Genomic DNA, 20362 nt, shown 5'->3' on the forward strand with positions numbered 1-20362 from the left:
AGACCATCGAGGGGCTAGGCGCTGGAGCTGGACGTCAAAAGTCCTTTTTCAACAGTTATCCACAAACGAAAATTTTATAATTTCCTAAAAGATAAATAATCCTCTAAGCAGCTTTGAACAATTGTTCGGGGCTGCTTTTTTATTAATCTTCTCTTTTACTAGCTTCTAACAAGTAATAATGCTTTCTTCAGGAGAATAAAATGGGTGAATGGAGGCAATCCGTTTGCGAATTTCACTGAATCACTTTAGAAAAAGAGGAGTAGTTGGGAAACATGGTAAAGAGAAGATGGGCCATTTCAGTTTTATTAATTGGGAGTTTACTAGGTTTAGCAGGATGTAATGAGAAGGTAGCCACTAAAAAGCCAGACCATGGAAAAGAAAAAGTGACAGAATCACAAAAGCAGCCAGTTCAAAAGCCACAGGAGCAACCGCAAAAGGAAGAAGAAAAGAAACCAGTTGTCGTCAAAGTCATGGATCCCAATACCAAAAGTATTGTTAAAACTTTTTTACCAGAAGAATTAGGATATGCAAGTAATCCAGATTCATATAAACAGGAAATAGAACAGTGGGCCAAAGACCTAGCAAGAGGAACAGATAAAACAGTGGGATATGATCAACGGATGGTCCTTGATAAAATCGATACAAATGGGCAAATCATTAAAGGAAAGCCTTTGATCATTTTAGATGAAGCGGAATTAGTGAATCGAGTGATGACCGCATCAGCTATGGGCGGTGATGTTGAACTTCCAATAACAATTACAGCAAGCGGCTATAAACCGGAAGACACTGCCCATTTAAAAGAAGTGGTGGTTGGTTCCTTCACGACTTATTTTAACAGCGGGGTAGTGGGCCGTTCAAAAAATATCGAGCTGTCAGCAATGGCGATTAATAATGTTATTGTTGGCACAGGCGACATTTTTTCTTTTAATACAACAGTCGGACCAAGTGATGCTGCCCATGGTTACCAGCCGGCAAAAGAAATTGTTAATAAAAAAATGGTGATGGGTATCGGCGGCGGAATCTGTCAGACATCGTCGACGTTGTTTAATGCGGTTGACCAGGTTGGGGTTAGTTATGTCGAAAAGCATCATCATTCCTTATCTGTTGGCTATGTTCCACAGGGAAGAGATGCAACGGTATCCTATGGTGGTCCGGATTTTCGTTTTAAAAACACAACCGGTGTTCCGTTTTTAATTAAAACGATATATGCCAAAGGTAAAGTAACGGTGGAAATTAGAACATCAGCAGCCTATCAAAGTCTTATAAAAAAATAAAAGTAAAGGATGCTGCTAGGAGATTTAGCAGCATCCTTTACTTTTACTTATAGGAGTTTTCTAGCTCTTCAATTAAAGAACCTACGTATGCTACAGCTTTACTGATTGGTTCCGGTTTAGACATATCCACGCCTGCATGCTTTAATAATTCCAGCGGTTTCTTTGTACCACCTGCACGAAGCACTTCCAACCAGCGGTCGACGGCCGGCTGGCCCTCATCCTGAATCATTTGGGCAACAGCCGTTGATGCGGTCAGTCCAGCTGAGTAAGTGTATGGATATAAACCCATATAGTAGTGAGGCTGGCGCATCCAGGTTAACCGAGCTCCTTCGTCAATCTCAACCGTATCCCCCCAGAATTCAGAAAGAACATCGCCGGTCACTTCCGATAAGGTCTTGGCTGTCAAGGCCTTTCCTTCCTCAGCAAGCTTGTAAACTCGTCGTTGGTATTCAGCCTCAAGCAAATGGGTGACAAAGTTATGATAATAGGTTCCCAATAACTGAAGGACTACCCAGCGCCGCATTTTTTTATCATCATACTTAGCCAGTAAATGCTGACCTAATAACATTTCATGCATCGTAGATGGAGCTTCTACAAAATACATAGAAGGACGGACATTCATGATTCGCTGGTGCTTATTGGCTAAAAAGAAATGACCGGCGTGGCCGAATTCATGTGTTAATGTAAAGCAGCCGCGCATATTATCCTGCCAAGTTGTCAGGATATAAGGATGGGCGCCATAAGGACTAGAACAGAAGGCACCAGTGGATTTACCGATATTATCGGCGCGGTCTACCCATCGTTCCTTAAATCCTCGTTCAATGATTTCAACGTACTCTGGTCCCATTACTTTTAGTGATTCTAAAATGACTTGGCTTGCATCTTCATAGGTAGTGGATGGATTAAATTCAGGATCTAAAGGTGCTTTTAAATCACAGAAACGCATCGTATCCAGACCTAAATGCCGCTTTTTGAATTGGGCAAACCGGCGCATATGTGGGGCTAGTTCTTTAAAAATCGTATCAATCTGATTGTTGTACATTCCCAGAGTTACCTGTTGTGGTTCTAAAAGCATATGGGTTACCGATACATATTTCCGCAAGCGGGCAAGTGTAACCTGTTTTTTTACCTCTGTGGCATAGGTTGCTGCCATTGTATTTTGGTATTGTTTTAACGTTGAAACGAAAGAGTCATATGACTTTCTGCGGGAATCGGTATCAGCTGAAAATTCATATCGGTTTTCAAATAGGGCAAATGATACGGGCAGCTCATTTCCCTCAATATCATGAATTGGTGCGAATTCCATATCTGCTAGCTTGGTCATTTGATAGATTTGGTAGGGTGCACCTTGTAGCTCCCCAAGAGCCGCTAGTGCTTCTTCCGTTTCTGGCGATAATGTATGTTTTTTCGTTTCAAGCAGCTCGAGCAGGTTTTTCTCAAAGACCTTAAGTTCCGGTTCTTCGTTCAGAAATTTTTCAACTGTCCCCTCGGGAAGGGCAAGAATCTCGAAATTAATAAAAGAAAGCTCTGCAATACTTTTCGTACGCAATGTCGAAAATTTAGCGGAGTCGGCTTGATGGCGGGGATCCGTTCCATCAGCAGATTGCCGTAAATTGGCGAAGGTCCCAGCTTTAATGATCCTCATTTGAAGCTGTTCTTGAGCTAATAAGCATTCTAATAAAGCATCTGAATTTGTATGTAACGTCCCTTTAAATCTGTTAAACTGAGAAATTTCGTTTTCAATTATGGTTAATTCCGCTTCCCAGGCTTCTTTTGAAGGGAATAAATCTGCTAAATTCCATGCTTCTTCAAGTGGAACCTCAGAGCGGCTGAGGCGCTTTTCCGTCTTCTTAGTCATCCGATCTCCTCCTTACATTTTGTATTACTAAATTTTAACATAAGTAATCAAACATGTTATAATTTTCTGGAAAAGGAGGTTTGACAATGGAGGAAAAGATAATAAAAGCAATTCAAGATGAGTATCCAGATGATTTTGCCTGGTGTTATGGCTGTGGCCGCTTAAATGATGCAGGCCACCATTTCCGAACTGGCTGGGAAAAAGATAAAACCGTAACGGTCTATACACCGAAACCGGAACATACGGCTTTGCCTGGATTTGTTTATGGAGGACTTATTGCTTCGTTAATTGATTGTCATGGTACAGGATCTGCTTCCTTGGCCTTACATCGGAAAAATGGTTTTGAACCTGGTGAAAGGGAAGATCCGCCTCGTTTTGTAACCGCTTCCTTAAATGTAGAATTCTTGAGGCCGACTCCACATGGTGTCCAGTTAAAGGCAATAGGTAAGGTTGAGGAAATTCACCCAAAAAAATTTAAAGTAGTGGCAGAAGTATTCGCAAATGATAATCTTTGTGCTCGTGGAGAAGTAGTTGCGGTCGTCATGCCAAGTAGTTTTTTAAAGAAATGAAATTTAGTAGAATGATAGTGAATCCACTCTTTTAAAAAGAGTGGATCCATTGTAATAAAAATGTAATAATTCCAAATGAAACCAATTGCACCCCTGGGTCGTCATATGTATTGAAGGTTTTTACAGGGGGGAAATGGATGAGCTGGCTAAAAAAAATGATCATCACTATGATGTTTAGTTTGACACTCTCTGCTGGACTTTGTATCGGGTTCTTTGGCCCTGTCTTATTTCAGGAAGGAAACCCTATACCGCTCTTAGTATCTATCCTTAAATTAAAAACCACCGATTCTAACTATGTTCAATTTCTTAATTCAGAAAAACAGAGCATGTATTTAGCCACAAATCAAGGGAAGAACCCACTTTTCGAGGTTAAGGAATTTATGAAGTCAAAAGGGTGGAAATTTGAGGAGCAAATGGGTTCGGGATTAATCTTTCTAAAGGACGAGAATGAAGCAATCGTGTTGACAAGACAGTATTCTAAATACTTTGTTATTTGGGATGTTTCAAAAAGTGTTGTAAAGTAAAACAACTACATAAATTTAAATCCCCCTAATCCAGCTGACTAGGGGGCATTAATTAATTTCTTTCACCAATCTAAAATAATCTTCAACGAGCTGTTTTAGAGGTTGAAGTTCTTTTTTCCAAGACGTATTTCCCCCCATCGAATCAAGGGCGCTTTCAAGTAAGAATTTACGAGGGCTGTTAGAATGAAGTAATTCTTCTTGGATAAAATCTAGCAGCTCAAGATATTTTTCTTGTTTTTCCTCATCATTGACCGTCTTCGAGATGGACTTTTTGCAAATTTCTGATAAATGGATCAGTTGATTTTTAAACCCTTGATAGTCCTTTTTATTGGAAGGCATCCAAGATTCGAGGATTTCGGGGTCAAGCAATTGATCTCCAGTCTTTGAAACCTCTTCGACTATCTTCACTAATCTTCTTACTGAATATCGAACCACAGGGCTAATTTTTTCTTCTGTTTCATATGCTAGCCGATTATATTGAACGTTATGTTGAAGAATTCCTTGGAACATAATCGCACAATCTAAGAGATAGGGTTTTTTATCCTCGCCAAATAAATCGAGGAAGCGTCCATACGTCCAACGGAGCGCCCTCAACCTACTTTGCCGGACAAACTGTTTTAACTCCGGCTCATTGGAAGCCATGACTTCTTCATAGATGGCAATTAATTTGTTTTTTCTATTCGTCACCATTTGCATTTCGAGTTGTTTTATAAATATTTCAATATTAGCAGGATCCTGGCCGATCAATAAATGATTTCGATCTATTTCGAGCTGCTTATAAACGGAACCATAAATGCTGATTAATAATTCATTTTTTGAAGAAAAATAATTATAAAAGGTCCCTTTCGAGATGCCGCTGTAATCCAAGATATCTTGGATAGACGTGGCTTGAAACCCTTTTTCAACAAACAATTGATGGGCCATTTTCATAACATTTTGTTTTCGATTGTACATATAATCCCCCGTTGTTGGATTTATACTACCAGTATAAAATAATACTACCTTAATTTAGAGTTCAATACAAACCCATTGATTTTACAGATTTTTTTAATGCGAAAATTGAAATGACAGTACATTAAAATGTTGTGTACGGTTCAGATAGGATGATAATTCTTGCAATTTGCATTTTTGGTAAAGTGATTTAATATTAGTACAGACAGATATAGGAGGGTAAGTATGCTAAAAGAAAAGATCAAAAAGTACATATCGGAAAAAGAAAGCCAATCAACTGTTGAAGGGGTTGTTCTCTTTAGAGAGGAAATAGAATTCGCAGAACAAAACCAGCTTGCTGGTGAGAGTCATTTAGTCGAAAAGGATGCAAATACTCGTTTTGCCGATGCTTATATTGAACGTTGTGATAAAGAAACGGAAAATATGTTAAAGAATGAAACATCAGCGTTTTTGTCTGAACCACTTGATTATTTCAAGAAGCATAAAAATGAGTTTATATATTTCGAGTCGAAATGGTTCGATTTTGTCAATGTGGATGCGATTTCACTTGAAGTAGACGATGTATTCGGAACCTATGACGTCATGCTGGGGTTAAAGTTTCAGAAGAAATATGATAAACAGCTTAAGGAATATTTAAATGTGCATTTATCAGGTGAGGAGGCAAAATTTGATTTAATGTTTAGTAATGAAGACGGGTTGTGGAATTTAAACTTTGCCCTGAATTATGTAGAAGGTTTTCGAGAGGAAATGACAGTGGGAGAGGCCTTCCAGTTAATCTATCATTTCTTATTTAAATTGGTAGAAGCGGTAGAACCCGCGCAATAGGGAGGGAAACAAGAAATCCTAATCAGCTTTGTAGACTGATTAGGATTTCTTTGTTAAATGCCCTAGTGCATAGACGCCTAACTTAGTGACTGTTCTGTAATTGAAATGGCTGACCCCGTCGATGTATGTTCGTTCACCCAGCCTAGTGAGGTTTCAGAAACAGCCTGCCAATTTGGGATTTCCTCTTTATGCTGTTCTACCCAGCTCATGCAGTATTGCGGATCAATGTTATATTCCATACATTGAGAGAGAAACGATTGAATCGTATCCTGATTGCAATTTTCCCAGGACCTGCAGGTATAGCCCCATATATTTTCCATTTTTGCATGAATAGATACCTCATTAATAAAATCACTAAATTGCCCTGACATTAACTCCACTCCTTCAGCCGATAAATTCTTCTACACTAATCAGTATGTCCAAGCTCATCAAGTCAAAATTCAGGGACAAGAGGAATATTTTAGAATCATTGGAGCAAATTATTAAAAGAAATCTTGGAAATTGAATGTCTAAAAAAATTTACCCAATCGGAGTTTTTCGATGAGAAAAATTAAAAAATTTCTTAAAGACGACAAGAAGTCATTACCTAGTGAAAAAACAGAAAAGGAAATCGAAGCTGATTTATCCATTAACATTGACCGATTAAAGCAGCTTTTTGAGGACTGCTCTGATATCGTCTTTCGGCAAATTATTGCTGGAGAGGTAGAAGCCTGCCTGTTATTTGTAGATGGGCTAATTGATACCAACAGTATCCAGCTTCACGGAATCAGCCAGATGTTGAGGGAAGTCGAGAGAGAGCGTGTAACGGCAGACTTTATAATTGAAAGGATTATTTCGGTTAGTTCTGTTACTGAAATCACTAAGCTTGATGATGCTGTCAAAAATATTCTGAAAGGGAATACCGTTCTTTTAGTCGATAAAGTGAGCACCGGCATTGTTATTGATGCAAAGGGCGGTCAACGAAGAGGAGTAACAGAACCTGAAACAGAGTCTGTTGTTCGTGGACCCCGTGAAGGTTTAACGGAAAGTCTCCGAGTAAATACAGCGCTTGTCAGACAAAAAATCCGCTCTAACCGTCTAAAAACAATTGCAAAAGATGTAGGCGAGGAAACGAAAACTGGAATCGCAATTATGTATATCGATGGTTTGGTTTCTCCCAATCTCTTAGAAGAAGTTCAAGCGCGGCTTGACAGGATCAAGATAGACGGTGTGTTGGAAAGCGGTTATATTGAAGAATTAATTGAGGATAATCCTTGGAGTGTATTTCCGCAAATCCAAAATTCAGAACGTCCGGACACGATTGCCGCTAATCTATTAGAAGGAAGAGTGGCAATTATAATCGATGGGACCCCGCTCGCTCTCGTCATGCCAGCAACCTTTTGGCAGTTTCTTCAAGCAAGTGAGGATTATTACCATCGTTATCACATATCTATTTTTCTTCGTCTGCTTCGTATCATCTTTGTATTTATTGCTCTTACCTTACCAAGTATTTATGTAGCCGTGACTACCTATCATCAGGAGATGATTCCGACAAACCTGCTGTTTAGTATTGCATCATCGAGGGAAGCCATCCCATTTCCAGCTTTTGTTGAGGCTATGATAATGGAGATTTCCTTTGAAGCGCTCCGGGAAGCAGGGGTACGGCTTCCAAAAATTGTTGGTCAAGCCGTTAGTATCCTTGGGGCACTTGTGATTGGCCAGGCCGCTGTTGAGGCAGGAATTGTTTCGGCTCCTATGGTTATTGTCGTTTCCTTAACGGGTATCGCTTCTTTTACTATCCCAAGATTCAATATGGCGATTTCTGTTCGGCTCCTGCGTTTTCCATTTATTGTTCTTGCAGGAATGTTCGGTTTATTTGGGATTGTTTTGGGTATCTTGATTATCCTAACACATTTATCCAAATTAAGATCCTTTGGTATTCCTTATTTATCTCCTGTATCTCCCCTGTCGATGAAAGGACTTAAGGATGTATTTATACGGGTTCCATGGTGGTCGATGAATCAACGTCCGAATCAAACCGTTAAAGTGGATATGACACGAGAAGGGAAAGGTTTAAAACCAAGCCCCGGAAAAGGCAGTGAAGAAGGGGATGAGTCATGAAATTTATCCATCTGCTGTTAACTTGCCTAATCGCCCTCATTTTATTGACAGGCTGCTGGGACCGCTCAGAGATTAACGATATTGCATTTGTTGTCGCAACTGGTGTAGATAAAGGGGAAAAGAACAAATTCCTTTATTCCGTACAGATTCCGCTCCCAAGCTCTATGGGCGGGGCAGGATCAAGCGGCGGCGGCGGGGGAACAAGCGGTGAAGGGCCCTATTTAGTCGCTCAAGGACCTGGTGGTAATGAACGGCAAGGGATTGAGGAAATACAAACTAAGTTGTCCAGAAGGATTTACTTAGGACATAGAAGAGTTCATATTATCGGGGATTCGCTTGCTAAAGAGGGGATTAAGAAGTCCTTAAATGCCATTTTTACACAGCCCCGGTCAAGGATTTCAACCTTTTTGCTCATCTCTAAGGGCGATGCCGTGAAACTATTGAAGACACAGCCTAGAATGGAACAATATTCGGGTGAAGGAATGAGGGAAATGTCTAAAAACAGTATTAATATGACAGCTCGAGAAGCCCTTCAAGATTTGTCCCGAGAAGGGAAGGACATGGTCATTCCGATTGTTAATACTGCTGGTACAACGAAGGACGATAAAAACAAAAAAGAAGTTCAAATGGAGAGCTTTGCTGTTTTTAAAGATGACAAGCTTGCCTTTTCTTCTAATAGCAATGAAAGTGAAGGCATATTATGGTTATTTGAAAAAATGGGAAAAAAATCGGCATCTTTTCCGGCCGCTAAGGATGAGGAAATTTCGGTGCAGATATTTGAGAATCAAACGGAACCCACTTTGAAGATTGTCGATGGAAAACCCACCTTCCTCCTGACAGTCAGGGCTGCAGGTGTATTATTTGAAAATGAGCCAAACTATCGAATTGAGGATCCCAAAACCTATCGATTGATCATTAGTAAAATGGAGAGCCAAATCAAAGAACAAATTCAAGCAGTTTTAAAGCATGCTCACTCACAGGGTATAGATGTTTTTGGGTTTGGCTGGTACCTTTATAAAAATAAACATCAGGCGTGGGAACAAAATTGGAAGAATGACTGGCGAAAAACTCTGCCAAACTTAAAAGTAAATGTCAAAGTAGATGCAGATATCCAAAGAACAACGAATATAGGGATCATTGAAAAGGAATGACAGTATGAAAATAGGGATGATTGTTATATGGTTATGTCTCATGCTCTATGTTTTATTTGTCTTTAAAAAAAAAATTATCAGTAAAAAAGAACGAAAATGGGTTTACTTATGGGTGGGGATAGCTTTTGCTATGTCCATCTTGGATTTATTTCACTTATCACTCAGTACCGTCACTACATTTTTAAATGTAACATTTGAAGGCATTTCGAGAATGGTTGTGAAATTATGAAACAAAAAATATCTGATGTCCAATTGGCCCTCTTGGTTGCCAATTTAATCTTTGCCGGTCCTGTCATAAGTCTGCCACAAATTATTTTACAACAGGGCGATCAAAATGCTTGGATTGTGCCGATTATCATGTATCCCATCTTAATATCATTGATTTTTATTGTTTTTGGGAAAAACAAAAATATAGAATGGTTACAAAACGTTCTTTTAATTGGTAGTAAAAGTAAATGGATTGAAAAGGCCTTTATCATGCTCTTCCTTCTGTTTGTTATTTTCACCATCGTCAGGGATTTAAGAGGAATGATAGATTTTGTTGCGACAGTCCTTTTACCAACGACACCAAATGATATCTTAATGGTTCTGTCCATGTTAGTAATTGTTTATATTGCTATTTCTGGGCTTGAGGTGGTAGCTAGAGTCACCGGGATCACTTTTTCAATATTATTTATCATTGTGGCCATGCTGCCATTCTTACTATTGAATGAATGGAATTTTGGAAATCTGCAGCCCGTGTTCGGATGGGAATCTATTCCAGCGATTCTAAGAGCCCTTTATGTCACCTTCTCTTGGATGGGGGAGATTTTATTTTTTTTAATCATTATCTCCAACATCAACCCAGCTAAGAAAGCACGACGAGCTGTCATTATTGGAACAGGGCTTGGATTATTTCTTTTCTTTGTGGTACTGTTTTCGTCCTTGGCGGTTTTAGGAACAAGAATCATCCGCGAATCTACCTATCCAAGTCTTATGCTTATTCAACAAATTAATATTACCGATTTTCTTGATCGGCTCGATTTGGTAATCACGGTAGTGTGGCTCCCAACAATTTTTACAAAGGTTGCTTTTCTTCTTTATGCAATCAATCATTGCTTTAGCTATCTTTACAAGGGAAACACGAATAAGTTCTTATTCCCTATTGCCTTTATTATTGGGTATTTATCGATCTTAATGTTTAAGAATACCATGGATCTTTTACGTTTTTCTTTCTATACTTGGAATATTATCGGTCTTATCTTACAGCTGATGTTACTGTTTATCTTCCTTTTTGTTAAAAGAAATGTAAAAATGAGGGTAGAACATAATGAGGCTAAAACCTAGAAAATTCAAGTTGTAGAAATTTGATTACTAGTAAAAGAAAAAATGAGGGAGAGCCACTTCTCCTTCATTTTTTATGTTACATTATAATAAAAAAATTGTGAGGTACAGAAATGGAAAAGGGTCTCTCAGGAAAACGAATTGTGGTTGGCGGTACACGCAAGCTTGAAGAAATCAGTACATTAATTGAAAAACAAGGCGGAATACCTATTATACGTTCTCTGCAGGGGACCGTATTTTTAGCTGAAAAGGAAGTTGAGCCGGATGTGCTTGAATTTATCGAAAACGGTGCTGACTGGGTTATTTTCACAACAGGAATTGGGATAGACACCTTGGTTAATATTGCAGCGAAGCTGGGATTAGAAGAAGCTTTTATCGAAAAAATCCGCAATGCAAAGGTTGCTTCTCGTGGGTATAAAACGCTGGCAGCTCTGAAAAAATTAGCAATCAAACCGCTTGCTGCATCTGATGACGGGACAACAAAAGGCTTAGTTCGTGCCTTTGAAGGAGTTGACTTTAGCGGAAAACGAGTCATGGTTCAGCTTCATGGAGAGACGGCACCTGTTCTAACTCAATTCCTTGAAGACCAAGGTGCAGAGGTTCAAAAAATACTGCCATATCAACATATTGAACCAGAAGTGAAAACGGTAAACACTTTATGCAAGGAACTTATCGCCAATGAGTGTGACGCAGTTTGTTTTACAACTGCTGTACAGGTTCGTTCTCTGTTCGATTATGCTAGGAAAACTAATAGTTATAAAGAAATCGTTAGAGCTTTTAAGGATCAAACACTAGCCGTTGCTGTTGGGAAAGTAACTCTAGAAGCCCTTAAGGAAGAAGGAATTGACCGCGTTCTAGCACCAGAAAATGAACGAATGGGTGCGATGATCATTACTCTTGCGAATTATTATTTGAAGGCAGACATATAACTTGTAATCTATCAAAGCATTCGTTTTAGATTCGGATGCTTTTTTCTTTTTCAAACTAACATGCTATAGTATCTAAATGAATTGCCCTTAAAGGAAGAGAAATAATGACAACAGTAGTTTCTTATCTAAAGGAGTGGCAGCAAGCCCTCCAGAATGAAATCAATTATTTAAAAAAGTTCGGCAGCAACAAATACTTGGTTAGCAATGGCCGTCTGTTATCAACGGATGGTTCTTTTTCTTATTACTTTGAAACATCGACATCATTACGGATACCAGTTGGTTCTACCATTAGACTCGAGTGGGGTGGGATGTCCCAAAATGGACGGATCCTGTCTTCAGAAGGAATAGGGGTCATCATAGCGCTGGAACAATCGTTTGGCGACTTAATTTCAGAAGCCACTTTGTATCATGATCCGTGGGAATTGTTGGAGCAGTTGATAGAACGACTCGATGAAATCAAGAAAGATAAACAAAAGCGGCTGCGGGTCAAGAAATTAATGGATCCCTCGATGCCAGCCACCCATCCTGTTGAAAAAATAAAGAGCACAGTCCATGAGGTAGTTCTGCGTTCCAAATATAATCCGGTCACCTTTGTATGGGGACCGCCTGGTACTGGCAAAACCTATACACTCGCGAGAACGGCTGCAAATAAATATTTTCAAGAAAAGCGGGTCCTTATCTTATCACACAGCAACCAGGCAGTGGATGTTCTGATTGGTGAACTTTCTGATTTTATTAAAAAGAAAAATCGGTTTCGAGAAGGCGATGTCCTTCGCTATGGATTTAGTACAAGTGATCAGCTTGCCGATCGGGAAGCGGTTACGACTAGCGAATTACTTGAAAAGCAAGATCCGGGTCTTGCCGAAGAAAAGGTGATTTTACTCGAAGAGCGAAAGCATTTAAAGCAGGACATTGCACGCTCATTCAGCAAAAGGGATACCAATCAACTATTAGAGCTTGAAACGAAGATTGCCAGAGTACTTGAAAAGATACGTCAAAAGGAGATTCAATTTGTTGAAGATGCCTTTGTAGTCGGGACAACCCTTGCCAAAGCGGCCAGTGATCCGGTGATTTTTGAAAAAACGTTTGATGTGGTGATAGTTGATGAAGTGAGTATGGCCTATGTCCCACAAGCGGCATTTGCTGCAGCACTTGGAAAACGGGTAATTATCTGTGGTGATTTCAAGCAGCTGCCGCCAATTGCAGCCTCAAGAGACCCTTTAGTGACGAAGTGGTTGAAAGAGGATATTTTTCACCGCGCCGGTATTGTGGATTGGGTAAAGGATGGTAGGTTGCACCCCCATCTATTCTTACTGAAAGAACAACGCCGGATGCATCCCGATATCTCCGCCTTCACAAATCAATATATCTATCAATCGCTAGTAGGCGATCACGAAAGTGTCTGGAAGAGCCGGAATAAAATTGTTGAAAGTGCACCATTTCCGAGCCGCTCTTCGGTCCTCGTTGATACCAGCTATACAGGAGCACATTGTATAACGGAGCGGACCTCACAATCAAGGATGAATATTTGGCAAGTGCTGTTATCGTTTCAGCTAATTCATGAATCCTATGTGAGTGGGCTGCGGTCGATTGGTTATGTGACTCCTTATCGCGCCCAAGCCCAGTTAATGGAGTTGATTCTTGAAGATTTATATGAAAAAGAACGTAGACTCGCGGATATTATTGCTGCCACGGTCCATCGTTTTCAGGGCAGCGAGCGGGATGTAATGATCTTTGATACAGTCGAGGGGGCGCCGCAAACTAGGGCAGGTATGCTCGTAACTGGTAAGGATAGTGAACGGTTAATAAACGTTGCTATTACTCGAACAAGAGGGAAGTTCATCCATGTCAGCAATCAAGCCTTTATCCGTAAGCATGTTTTTCAAGGAAAAACATTGAGACAGCTTGTGGACCATCAGGTTAAGAAACAGCAATTGGTGGAAACAAAAGATATTGGAACGTGGATTAGACATCAGCATCCTCAACTACAATGGATGCACGCTCGCAGGCTAGAAAAAGTATTCCAGGATTTTGATTCTGTAAGGGAATCAATCGTTCTATCGTTGCCAGCACAAACTAGACTTACCGCAGAATGGGAAGAGAAGCTAAAAAGTCGAAGTAAATCAGTAAAATTAACCGTGGTTTCAAACGAGCAATGGCAAAATCTGCACCCTGAGCAGAGAATTGCTGAGAGTTTGCCGTTTCCATTTATCATAATCGATGAGGCTCTTTTATGGCTGGGTTTGCCGTTAGAAGGAGCAAAGGAAATCCAGCCGCCTTACGTTGCAGCAAGACTTGAGTCGGTTAAGGTTTCTAATTATCTTTTAAGCCAAATTATAACAAAAGAGTAATTATACACCTGCTATAGTAAAAATATAGACAATAAAGGGGAAAGAAGAAAGTTGAAGCGTGAAAAAGCAATTATTATCGGCGGGGGAATGGCAGGAAAATTGATTGCCGCGGCAATATCCCCCTATTTTCATAATGTTCAAATCTTGGAGAAGGATCCTCAGCCTGAAAATAAGGACACTGTTAGAAAAGGTGTTCCTCAGGCCCACCACATCCATGCCCTCCTGCATGCAGGTGACCATGCATTAGAAAGACTATTTCCCGGGTTTCAAAAAGATATGGTAGAACGAGGATCGATTAAAATAGATTCACTTTGGGATCTGGCGTGGTTTCATCATGGGGTTTGGAAATTGCGGTTTAAAAGCGGTGATACAACACTCTTACAGACAAGACCTTTGCTTGAAACCTATGTCGAGGAAAGGGTAAACCAAATTGCAAATATTACTTACATATATGGAACAAAGGTACAATCGTTTTTATTAGCGGACGATCAAAGCAAGGTCTATGGTGTAGAAGTTCTTCAAGGAAATAAAACAAAAACATTAATAGGGGATTTAGTGATTGATACTAGTGGGTCCGTTTCGTTTACTAAGGAATGGCTGGAGAAGCAGGGACGAACCGTACCAGAGGAAAAAGTTGACATAGGACTTTGTTATGCCACACGGAAATTCACATTGCCGGAGCCTCCAAATGATTTTAAAATAAAAATTATTTACCCTAATCCCCCCAAGGAAACAATTGGCGGTACCTTGTCAATGGTCGAAAACAATCAATGTATTGTGACGCTCAATGGTTATTTAAATACCTTGAATCCTGCTAAGGTAAAAGATGCACAGGGCTTTATTAATAAGACGGCCATGTTACCACTACCTGATATCTATCAAGAATTACAAAAAGGTACCACTGAATCTGAAACCGCAATTTATCAATTTCCTCAAATAATGTGGCGCCATTTTGAGCGAGTGAATCTACCTGCCGGATTATTAGTTGCGGGTGATTCGCTCTGCCGCATTGACCCAGTGTTTGGACAAGGGATGAGTATTGCAGCACTAGAAGCACTGGCAATTAGAGATTACATAGCTTCAACCTCACCATCGGGCCAAATAAAAAAATTACAGAAACAATTGGCAAAAATTATTGCACCCGCTTGGTTAATGGTCCTTTGTGAGGATTTTCGATTTGATGAGGTGAAAGGAAAAAAACCAATAGGATTAAAGTTTTTACAATGGTATGTGAAAAAGATATTTTTACTGTCGGCCAAAAAGAAATCGATTTATAAAGATTTAGTAAAGGTGACAAATCTAGTAAGTCCGGCAACCATTCTGTTTAAACCGACGACTATACTTGAAGTTTTAAAACATAAAAAAGACCATGTCGAAAAGGTAGATTCATAATAGTTGGAAAAATAAAAAATATCTTGCTTTTTATTCGTTTTACTTCTTGACAATTTGCTGATTTCTATAGATAATCAAATAAATAAAAATAGTAAATGGTATGGGATTAGTAAATCATTGGAATGTGTTAGAGAGTGAAACCCACAGGCTGAAAGGTTTCTCACGGAAAGATGGTTGAACCTGCCCTTTGAAAGCTGCTTATGCAAACATAAGCCGTCTCCCTCGTTACGGGTTGAAGAGGATGCACATGCATCAATAAAGGTGGTACCGCGGAAACGATTTTTCCGTCCTTTTTTAAGGACAGAAGAATCGTTTTTTTATTTTTAAAAATGAAAGGTCGTACTAAAATGAAAAAACAGCTGGTGGTCGTAAAAATTGGAAGCAGTTCATTAACAAATGCTAAGGGAACCATTTCCGAAGAAAAAATGCGTGATCATGTCGAGGCACTTGCCTGCCTAAAAGCACAAGGACATGAAGTCATTTTGATTTCATCCGGTGCTGTTGCAGCAGGATTTGGCTCACTAGGCTATCCGACTAGACCCAAAACGACAGCTGGGAAACAGGCGGCCGCTGCAGTCGGGCAAGGGCTTTTAATGCAGCATTACATTGAACTTTTTAAAGAGTTTAAGATGATGCCAGCACAAATGTTATTAACGAGAGAAGATTTTTATAGCCAGACAAGATTTCAAAATCTCTTTTCTACCATTCATGAGCTGCTCGGGCGGGGCGTTTTGCCAATTATCAATGAAAATGATTCGGTTTCGATTGAGGAATTGACCTTTGGTGACAATGACTTGCTATCTGCACTCGTCAGCGGCTTTTTACATGCTAATGCATTGATTATCTTAACAGATATAAATGGGCTTTATGATGGGAATCCCAACTTATCAAAGGATGCTAAAAAGTTTAATTTCATCCCGGAGGTTTCGGATGAGCTGCTCAGTTTTGCTGGGGAAAGTGGTTCATCCGTCGGCACTGGCGGGATGAAATCAAAATTGCTGGCTGCGAAAAAGGCTCTATCCCTTGGGGTCAGCGTTTTTGTTGGTACCGGGAAAGGGAAGGAAAAGCTTGCTGATATTCTTGCAGGTAAAGGGGATGGAACCTATATTGGCGGACCCTTCCATACCCAAATGCAAATGAGGAAGCAGTGGATTGCTTATCATTCCCAAGTCGGCGGAGTGATTGAAATCGATGATGGGGCGGAAAATGCGATTCTTTTCCATGGGAAAAGTTTATTGCCTGTCGGAGTAACGAACGTGAATGGGGACTTTAATGCCTTGGATGTCGTAGAAGTTAGAAATCAAAAAGGGAAATTAGTCGGTAAAGGACAGGTTTTTTATTCAGCTGAGGATTTAGTTAGTGTCAAAGGCTTACCTAGTGAACAAGCGAAAAGTTTTTCAATTAATAAAAAAGCTGAAGTGATCCATCGTGATAATTGGGTCAAATTACCAAAGGAGTGATTGGAGAATGGACGAACTGTTGGAAAAAGCAAAGAAATTAAAAAAAGCGTCAAAACAATTAGGAATGATATCAACGGTTGAAAAGAATGATGCACTATTGAAAGTAGCGGATCATCTTTTAACGGAAAAAGAATTCATTTTAAGCGAAAACGCAAAGGATATTGAAGCAGGCAAGGAAAGAGGACTTTCGACATCCCTTCTTGATCGCTTGCTTTTAACAGGGGAAAGAATAGAACAGATTGTGGATGGTGTGAGGCAATTAGTTCAGTTAGATGATCCAATTGGCGAAACAATTGAAGCATGGGAGAGGCCAAACGGGTTACAAATTGAAACGATTCGTGTCCCGCTTGGAGTGGTAGGCATGGTGTACGAAGCACGTCCAAACGTAACAGTGGATGCCGGAAGTCTTTGTCTAAAAGCGGGTAATGCTGTGCTATTGCGGGGGAGTTCTTCAGCAATTCATTCCAATAAGGCCCTTGTTCAGGTAATGCGTGACGCCTTAAAAGGGACGGCGATTCCAGAGGATGCTGTTCAATTGCTGGAAGATACGAGCCGCGAAACAGCTGCTGAAATGTTTAGATTAAATGATTATCTTGATGTGCTCATTCCACGCGGCGGAGCGGGATTGATTCAAACTGTTGTTGAGAATGCGACTGTACCTGTATTGGAGACAGGTGTTGGAAACTGCCATGTTTTTATTGACGAAACCGCCGAAAAAGAAATGGCGATTGAAATTGCAATCAATGCAAAATTACATCGTCCATCCGTTTGTAATGCAGCTGAAACGGTCTTAATTCATGAAAACTGGCCTTATACTTCAGAATTATTAAGTCGTTTGCAAGATAAGCAAGTTGAACTGCGTGGTGGTGATTCATTAGTTTCAACTTATTCGTTTGTAAAACAAGCAACTGAGGAAGATTGGGCTAGTGAATTTTTAGCCCCTATTTTAGCCGTGAAACAAGTTACCGATGTGAGAGAAGCGATTAACCATATTGACCAATATGGAACAAAGCATTCGGAAGCGATCATAGGTGAAAATGCGGAAAATGTCCGTTTGTTCTTCCAAGCTGTCGATGCGGCCGTACTTTATCATAATGCCTCTACTCGTTTTACGGATGGTGAACAGTTCGGTTATGGAGCTGAAATCGGCATCAGCACACAAAAACTTCATGCCCGCGGCCCAATGGGTCTTAAGGCGTTAACAACGACGAAGGCTATTGTCCGGGGAATAGGACAAATCCGATCATAAATTTAGGCTAATAGCGCAGAAATGCGCTATTTTTTTTGAGCTTTTGGTATAATTAAATACAAACATATATTCTCATATAGTAAGTTGGTGAATTTGTGTCAGAAGACATTCAAATATCGGTAAGAAAACTTGTAGAACATGTTTTCAAGGGCGGTAGTATTGATGCCCGTTTCCGCTCGCAAACTGCAATGATTGATGGGACAAGGATCCATCAAAAAATTCAAAAGACCTATCAAGCGGGTGACCAAAAGGAAGTATACTTAAGCACTGAGATTCGGTATGAAGGTCTTACCTTCTTAATTGATGGAAGATGTGACGGGCTTTTATTCCACGATGACAATGTAATAATAGACGAAATTAAATCTTTTTCCCAGCCGCTTGACCAACTAGAACCAGAAGGCTACCCTGTACACTGGGCCCAGGCCAAAATGTATGCCTATATCGTGGCAATGGACAGGGAACTTAAAGACATTAATGTTCAGTTAACCTATGTCCACGTTGATACGGAAGAGAAAAAATCACTTATCCAAAACTATACATTTTCTGAGCTTGAAAGCTTTGCATGGAAGGTTATTAAAGGTTATTTTCCCTACGCCAAACTACTTCACGATCATCGTAAGGAACGAGATGAAAGCTGTAAGGAACTAGTATTTCCGTTTAAATCGTATCGCGATGGGCAGCGAAAATTGGCTGGAGCCGTTTATAAGACGATTGTCGACAATAAAAACTTATTTGCTAAAGCCCCAACAGGGATTGGAAAGACCATCTCCACGCTCTTTCCTGCTATGAAGGCAATCGGTGAAGGGCAGTTAAACCGTGTTTTCTATCTCACTGCCAAAACCATTACCCGTACGTCAGCGGAAGAAGCGTTTGCCCGTATGGGTTCCTGCGGATTAATTGCCAAGACGGTTACCATTACAGCAAAGGACAAGGTCTGTTTTCAAGAGGAAACCAAATGTCAAAAAGAGTTTTGTGAGTTTGCGAATGGTTATTATGATCGGATTAATGAAGCCATACTGGATATTTTATCAAATGAAAACCAGCTAACCCGTGAGGTCATCGAGAGCTATGCACGGAAACATAAAGTTTGCCCATTTGAATATTCCATCGATCTCGCCTATTCGGTGGATGCGATTATTTGTGACTATAATTATATCTTTGATCCGCGGGTCTCATTAAAACGGTTGTTAGAAGAGCAAAAGAAGTCAACTGCTTTATTAGTGGATGAAGCACACAATCTTGTCGACCGCGGCCGGGAGATGTTTTCTGCTACCTTAAACAAGGAGCCGTTCCTTCAATTAAAAAAAGACTTTAAGGGAGTTAATCAGGCCATTTATGATGCTGCCAGCAATATGAATGCCTGGTTTATTCAAATGAAGAAGATGAACGAGAACCAAAAGGAGTTTGTGTTGGAACAGCTGGATGATGCTTTTTTAGAACAAACTCGCCAATTTGCCATAACTGCAGAACAAATTCTCCAATTAGAAACCTCACCATTATTACTAGAAACTTATTTTATGGTCAATCAATTTTTAAAAATAACTGAACTGCTCAATGAACATTTTGTCATTTATGCAGAAAAAGATCGAAACGATCTAAAAATCAAGTTGTTTTGCATTGATCCTTCGTCGCTCCTTCGTCAAATGGGTAAAGGCTACTGCGCCAAGATCTTTTTTTCGGCCACTCTTTCGCCGATGCCCTATTATCAGGATATTCTTGGCGGCAGTGAAGGGGATTATTCGCTAAGCATACCCTCTCCGTTTAATGAAGAGCAGGTGGATGTTTTGATCAAACCATTGTCAACACGGTACCGTGATCGGGAACGGACAAGGGATGAGATCATTTCGGTTATTCAATCCATGTTAAAGGGGCGTCCAGGGAATCACCTGATTTTCTTTCCATCCTATCAATATTTACTGGCCGTTTACGAGCGGTTCAAACAGATCGATGGTAACACGCGGACACTCATTCAAGAACCAGGTATGACGGAGAGTAAAAGAGAAGACTTTTTAGCCGCATTTAAACCGAACCAAACAGAGACATTGCTTGGATTTGCCGTTCTAGGTGGGATTTTTTCAGAAGGTGTTGATTTAGTGGGTGATCGTTTAAATGGAGTAGTAGTGATTGGTGTTGGCTTACCTCAGGTATGTTTTGAGAGAAATATTATCAAGGATCATTTTTCCTCCCAAGGGAAAAACGGGTATGACTATGCTTATGTCTTTCCAGGGATCAATAAGGTACTACAAGCAGGCGGGAGATTGATTCGCTCTGAACAGGATCACGGGACGATTGTTTTAGTCGATGACCGTTTCTTGCAAAGGCAATATCAACAATTACTGCCGAGTGAATGGATACAATTTACGATTATATAATGAACTTTTTAAAGGCGGCCAAAAAAAAAAGGCT

General features: G+C 40.1%; 16 protein-coding genes. 13 read left to right on the forward strand and 3 right to left on the reverse strand.

What is annotated here, in order from left to right; all coding sequences use genetic code 11:
* Positions 1–272: 272 nt before the first annotated feature.
* Positions 273–1274, forward strand: a complete 1002-nt coding sequence (locus COD92_RS00005) for a VanW family protein (RefSeq protein ID WP_098532068.1) — start codon at positions 273–275, stop codon at positions 1272–1274.
* A gap of 43 nt (positions 1275–1317) precedes the next feature.
* Here the strand turns inward: COD92_RS00005 and pepF are convergent, their stop codons facing one another.
* Complete coding sequence (pepF, locus tag COD92_RS00010; protein WP_098532069.1) at positions 1318–3132, reverse strand: oligoendopeptidase F; 1815 nt, start codon at positions 3130–3132, stop codon at positions 1318–1320.
* 86 nt (positions 3133–3218) lie between these two features.
* On the opposite strand from pepF, the gene COD92_RS00015 reads away from it, so the two are divergent.
* Both COD92_RS00015 and COD92_RS00020 read left to right on the forward strand, forming a co-directional pair.
* Positions 3219–3701, forward strand: a complete 483-nt coding sequence (locus COD92_RS00015; RefSeq protein WP_098532070.1) for a PaaI family thioesterase — start codon at positions 3219–3221, stop codon at positions 3699–3701.
* A 137-nt stretch (positions 3702–3838) separates the two neighbouring features.
* On the forward strand, positions 3839–4225 hold the full coding sequence (locus tag COD92_RS00020) for a hypothetical protein (protein ID WP_098532071.1): 387 nt from the start codon (positions 3839–3841) through the stop codon (positions 4223–4225).
* 48 nt (positions 4226–4273) lie between these two features.
* Here the strand turns inward: COD92_RS00020 and COD92_RS00025 are convergent, their stop codons facing one another.
* A complete protein-coding gene (locus tag COD92_RS00025; protein ID WP_098532072.1) occupies positions 4274–5179 on the reverse strand; it encodes a TetR/AcrR family transcriptional regulator in 906 nt (301 codons plus the stop codon).
* A gap of 222 nt (positions 5180–5401) precedes the next feature.
* Between COD92_RS00025 and COD92_RS00030 the strand changes: the two genes are divergently transcribed.
* Positions 5402–6001, forward strand: coding sequence for a branched-chain amino acid aminotransferase (locus COD92_RS00030; protein ID WP_098532073.1), 600 nt, complete (start codon positions 5402–5404; stop codon positions 5999–6001).
* A gap of 77 nt (positions 6002–6078) precedes the next feature.
* Here COD92_RS00030 and COD92_RS00035 read toward each other — a convergent pair whose 3' ends face one another.
* Entirely contained in the window at positions 6079–6372 is a 294-nt protein-coding gene (locus COD92_RS00035; protein WP_098532074.1) for a hypothetical protein, read from the reverse strand.
* Positions 6373–6541: 169 nt separating this feature from the next.
* Between COD92_RS00035 and COD92_RS00040 the strand changes: the two genes are divergently transcribed.
* From COD92_RS00040 to COD92_RS00085, 9 genes are all read left to right on the forward strand, one after another.
* The gene (locus COD92_RS00040) at positions 6542–8101 is read left to right on the forward strand and encodes a spore germination protein (protein WP_098532075.1); all 1560 of its coding nucleotides are present in this window, start codon (positions 6542–6544) and stop codon (positions 8099–8101) included.
* Complete coding sequence (locus COD92_RS00045) at positions 8098–9252, forward strand: Ger(x)C family spore germination protein (protein ID WP_098532076.1); 1155 nt, start codon at positions 8098–8100, stop codon at positions 9250–9252. Before COD92_RS00040 ends, COD92_RS00045 begins: the two co-directional genes overlap by 4 nt.
* Positions 9253–9477: 225 nt before the next feature.
* The gene (locus COD92_RS00055; protein WP_098532078.1) at positions 9478–10578 is read left to right on the forward strand and encodes a GerAB/ArcD/ProY family transporter; all 1101 of its coding nucleotides are present in this window, start codon (positions 9478–9480) and stop codon (positions 10576–10578) included.
* Positions 10579–10688: 110 nt separating this feature from the next.
* Positions 10689–11504: a uroporphyrinogen-III synthase gene (locus COD92_RS00060; protein ID WP_098532079.1), complete on the forward strand. Its 816-nt coding sequence runs from the start codon at positions 10689–10691 to the stop codon at positions 11502–11504.
* A 104-nt stretch (positions 11505–11608) separates the two neighbouring features.
* Positions 11609–13855 (forward strand): DEAD/DEAH box helicase, encoded by a 2247-nt coding sequence (locus tag COD92_RS00065; RefSeq protein WP_098532080.1) that lies wholly within the window; start codon positions 11609–11611, stop codon positions 13853–13855.
* Positions 13856–13906: 51 nt separating this feature from the next.
* A complete protein-coding gene (locus tag COD92_RS00070; RefSeq protein WP_098995819.1) occupies positions 13907–15247 on the forward strand; it encodes a glutamate synthase subunit beta in 1341 nt (446 codons plus the stop codon).
* 347 nt (positions 15248–15594) lie between these two features.
* Entirely contained in the window at positions 15595–16707 is a 1113-nt protein-coding gene (gene proB, locus COD92_RS00075) for a glutamate 5-kinase (RefSeq protein WP_098532082.1), read from the forward strand.
* A 7-nt stretch (positions 16708–16714) separates the two neighbouring features.
* Positions 16715–17956: a glutamate-5-semialdehyde dehydrogenase gene (locus COD92_RS00080; RefSeq protein WP_098532083.1), complete on the forward strand. Its 1242-nt coding sequence runs from the start codon at positions 16715–16717 to the stop codon at positions 17954–17956.
* A gap of 95 nt (positions 17957–18051) precedes the next feature.
* Positions 18052–20328, forward strand: coding sequence for an ATP-dependent DNA helicase (locus COD92_RS00085; RefSeq protein ID WP_098532084.1), 2277 nt, complete (start codon positions 18052–18054; stop codon positions 20326–20328).
* Positions 20329–20362: the final 34 nt, after the last annotated feature.

Source organism: Bacillus sp. AFS037270 (genome assembly GCF_002585305.1).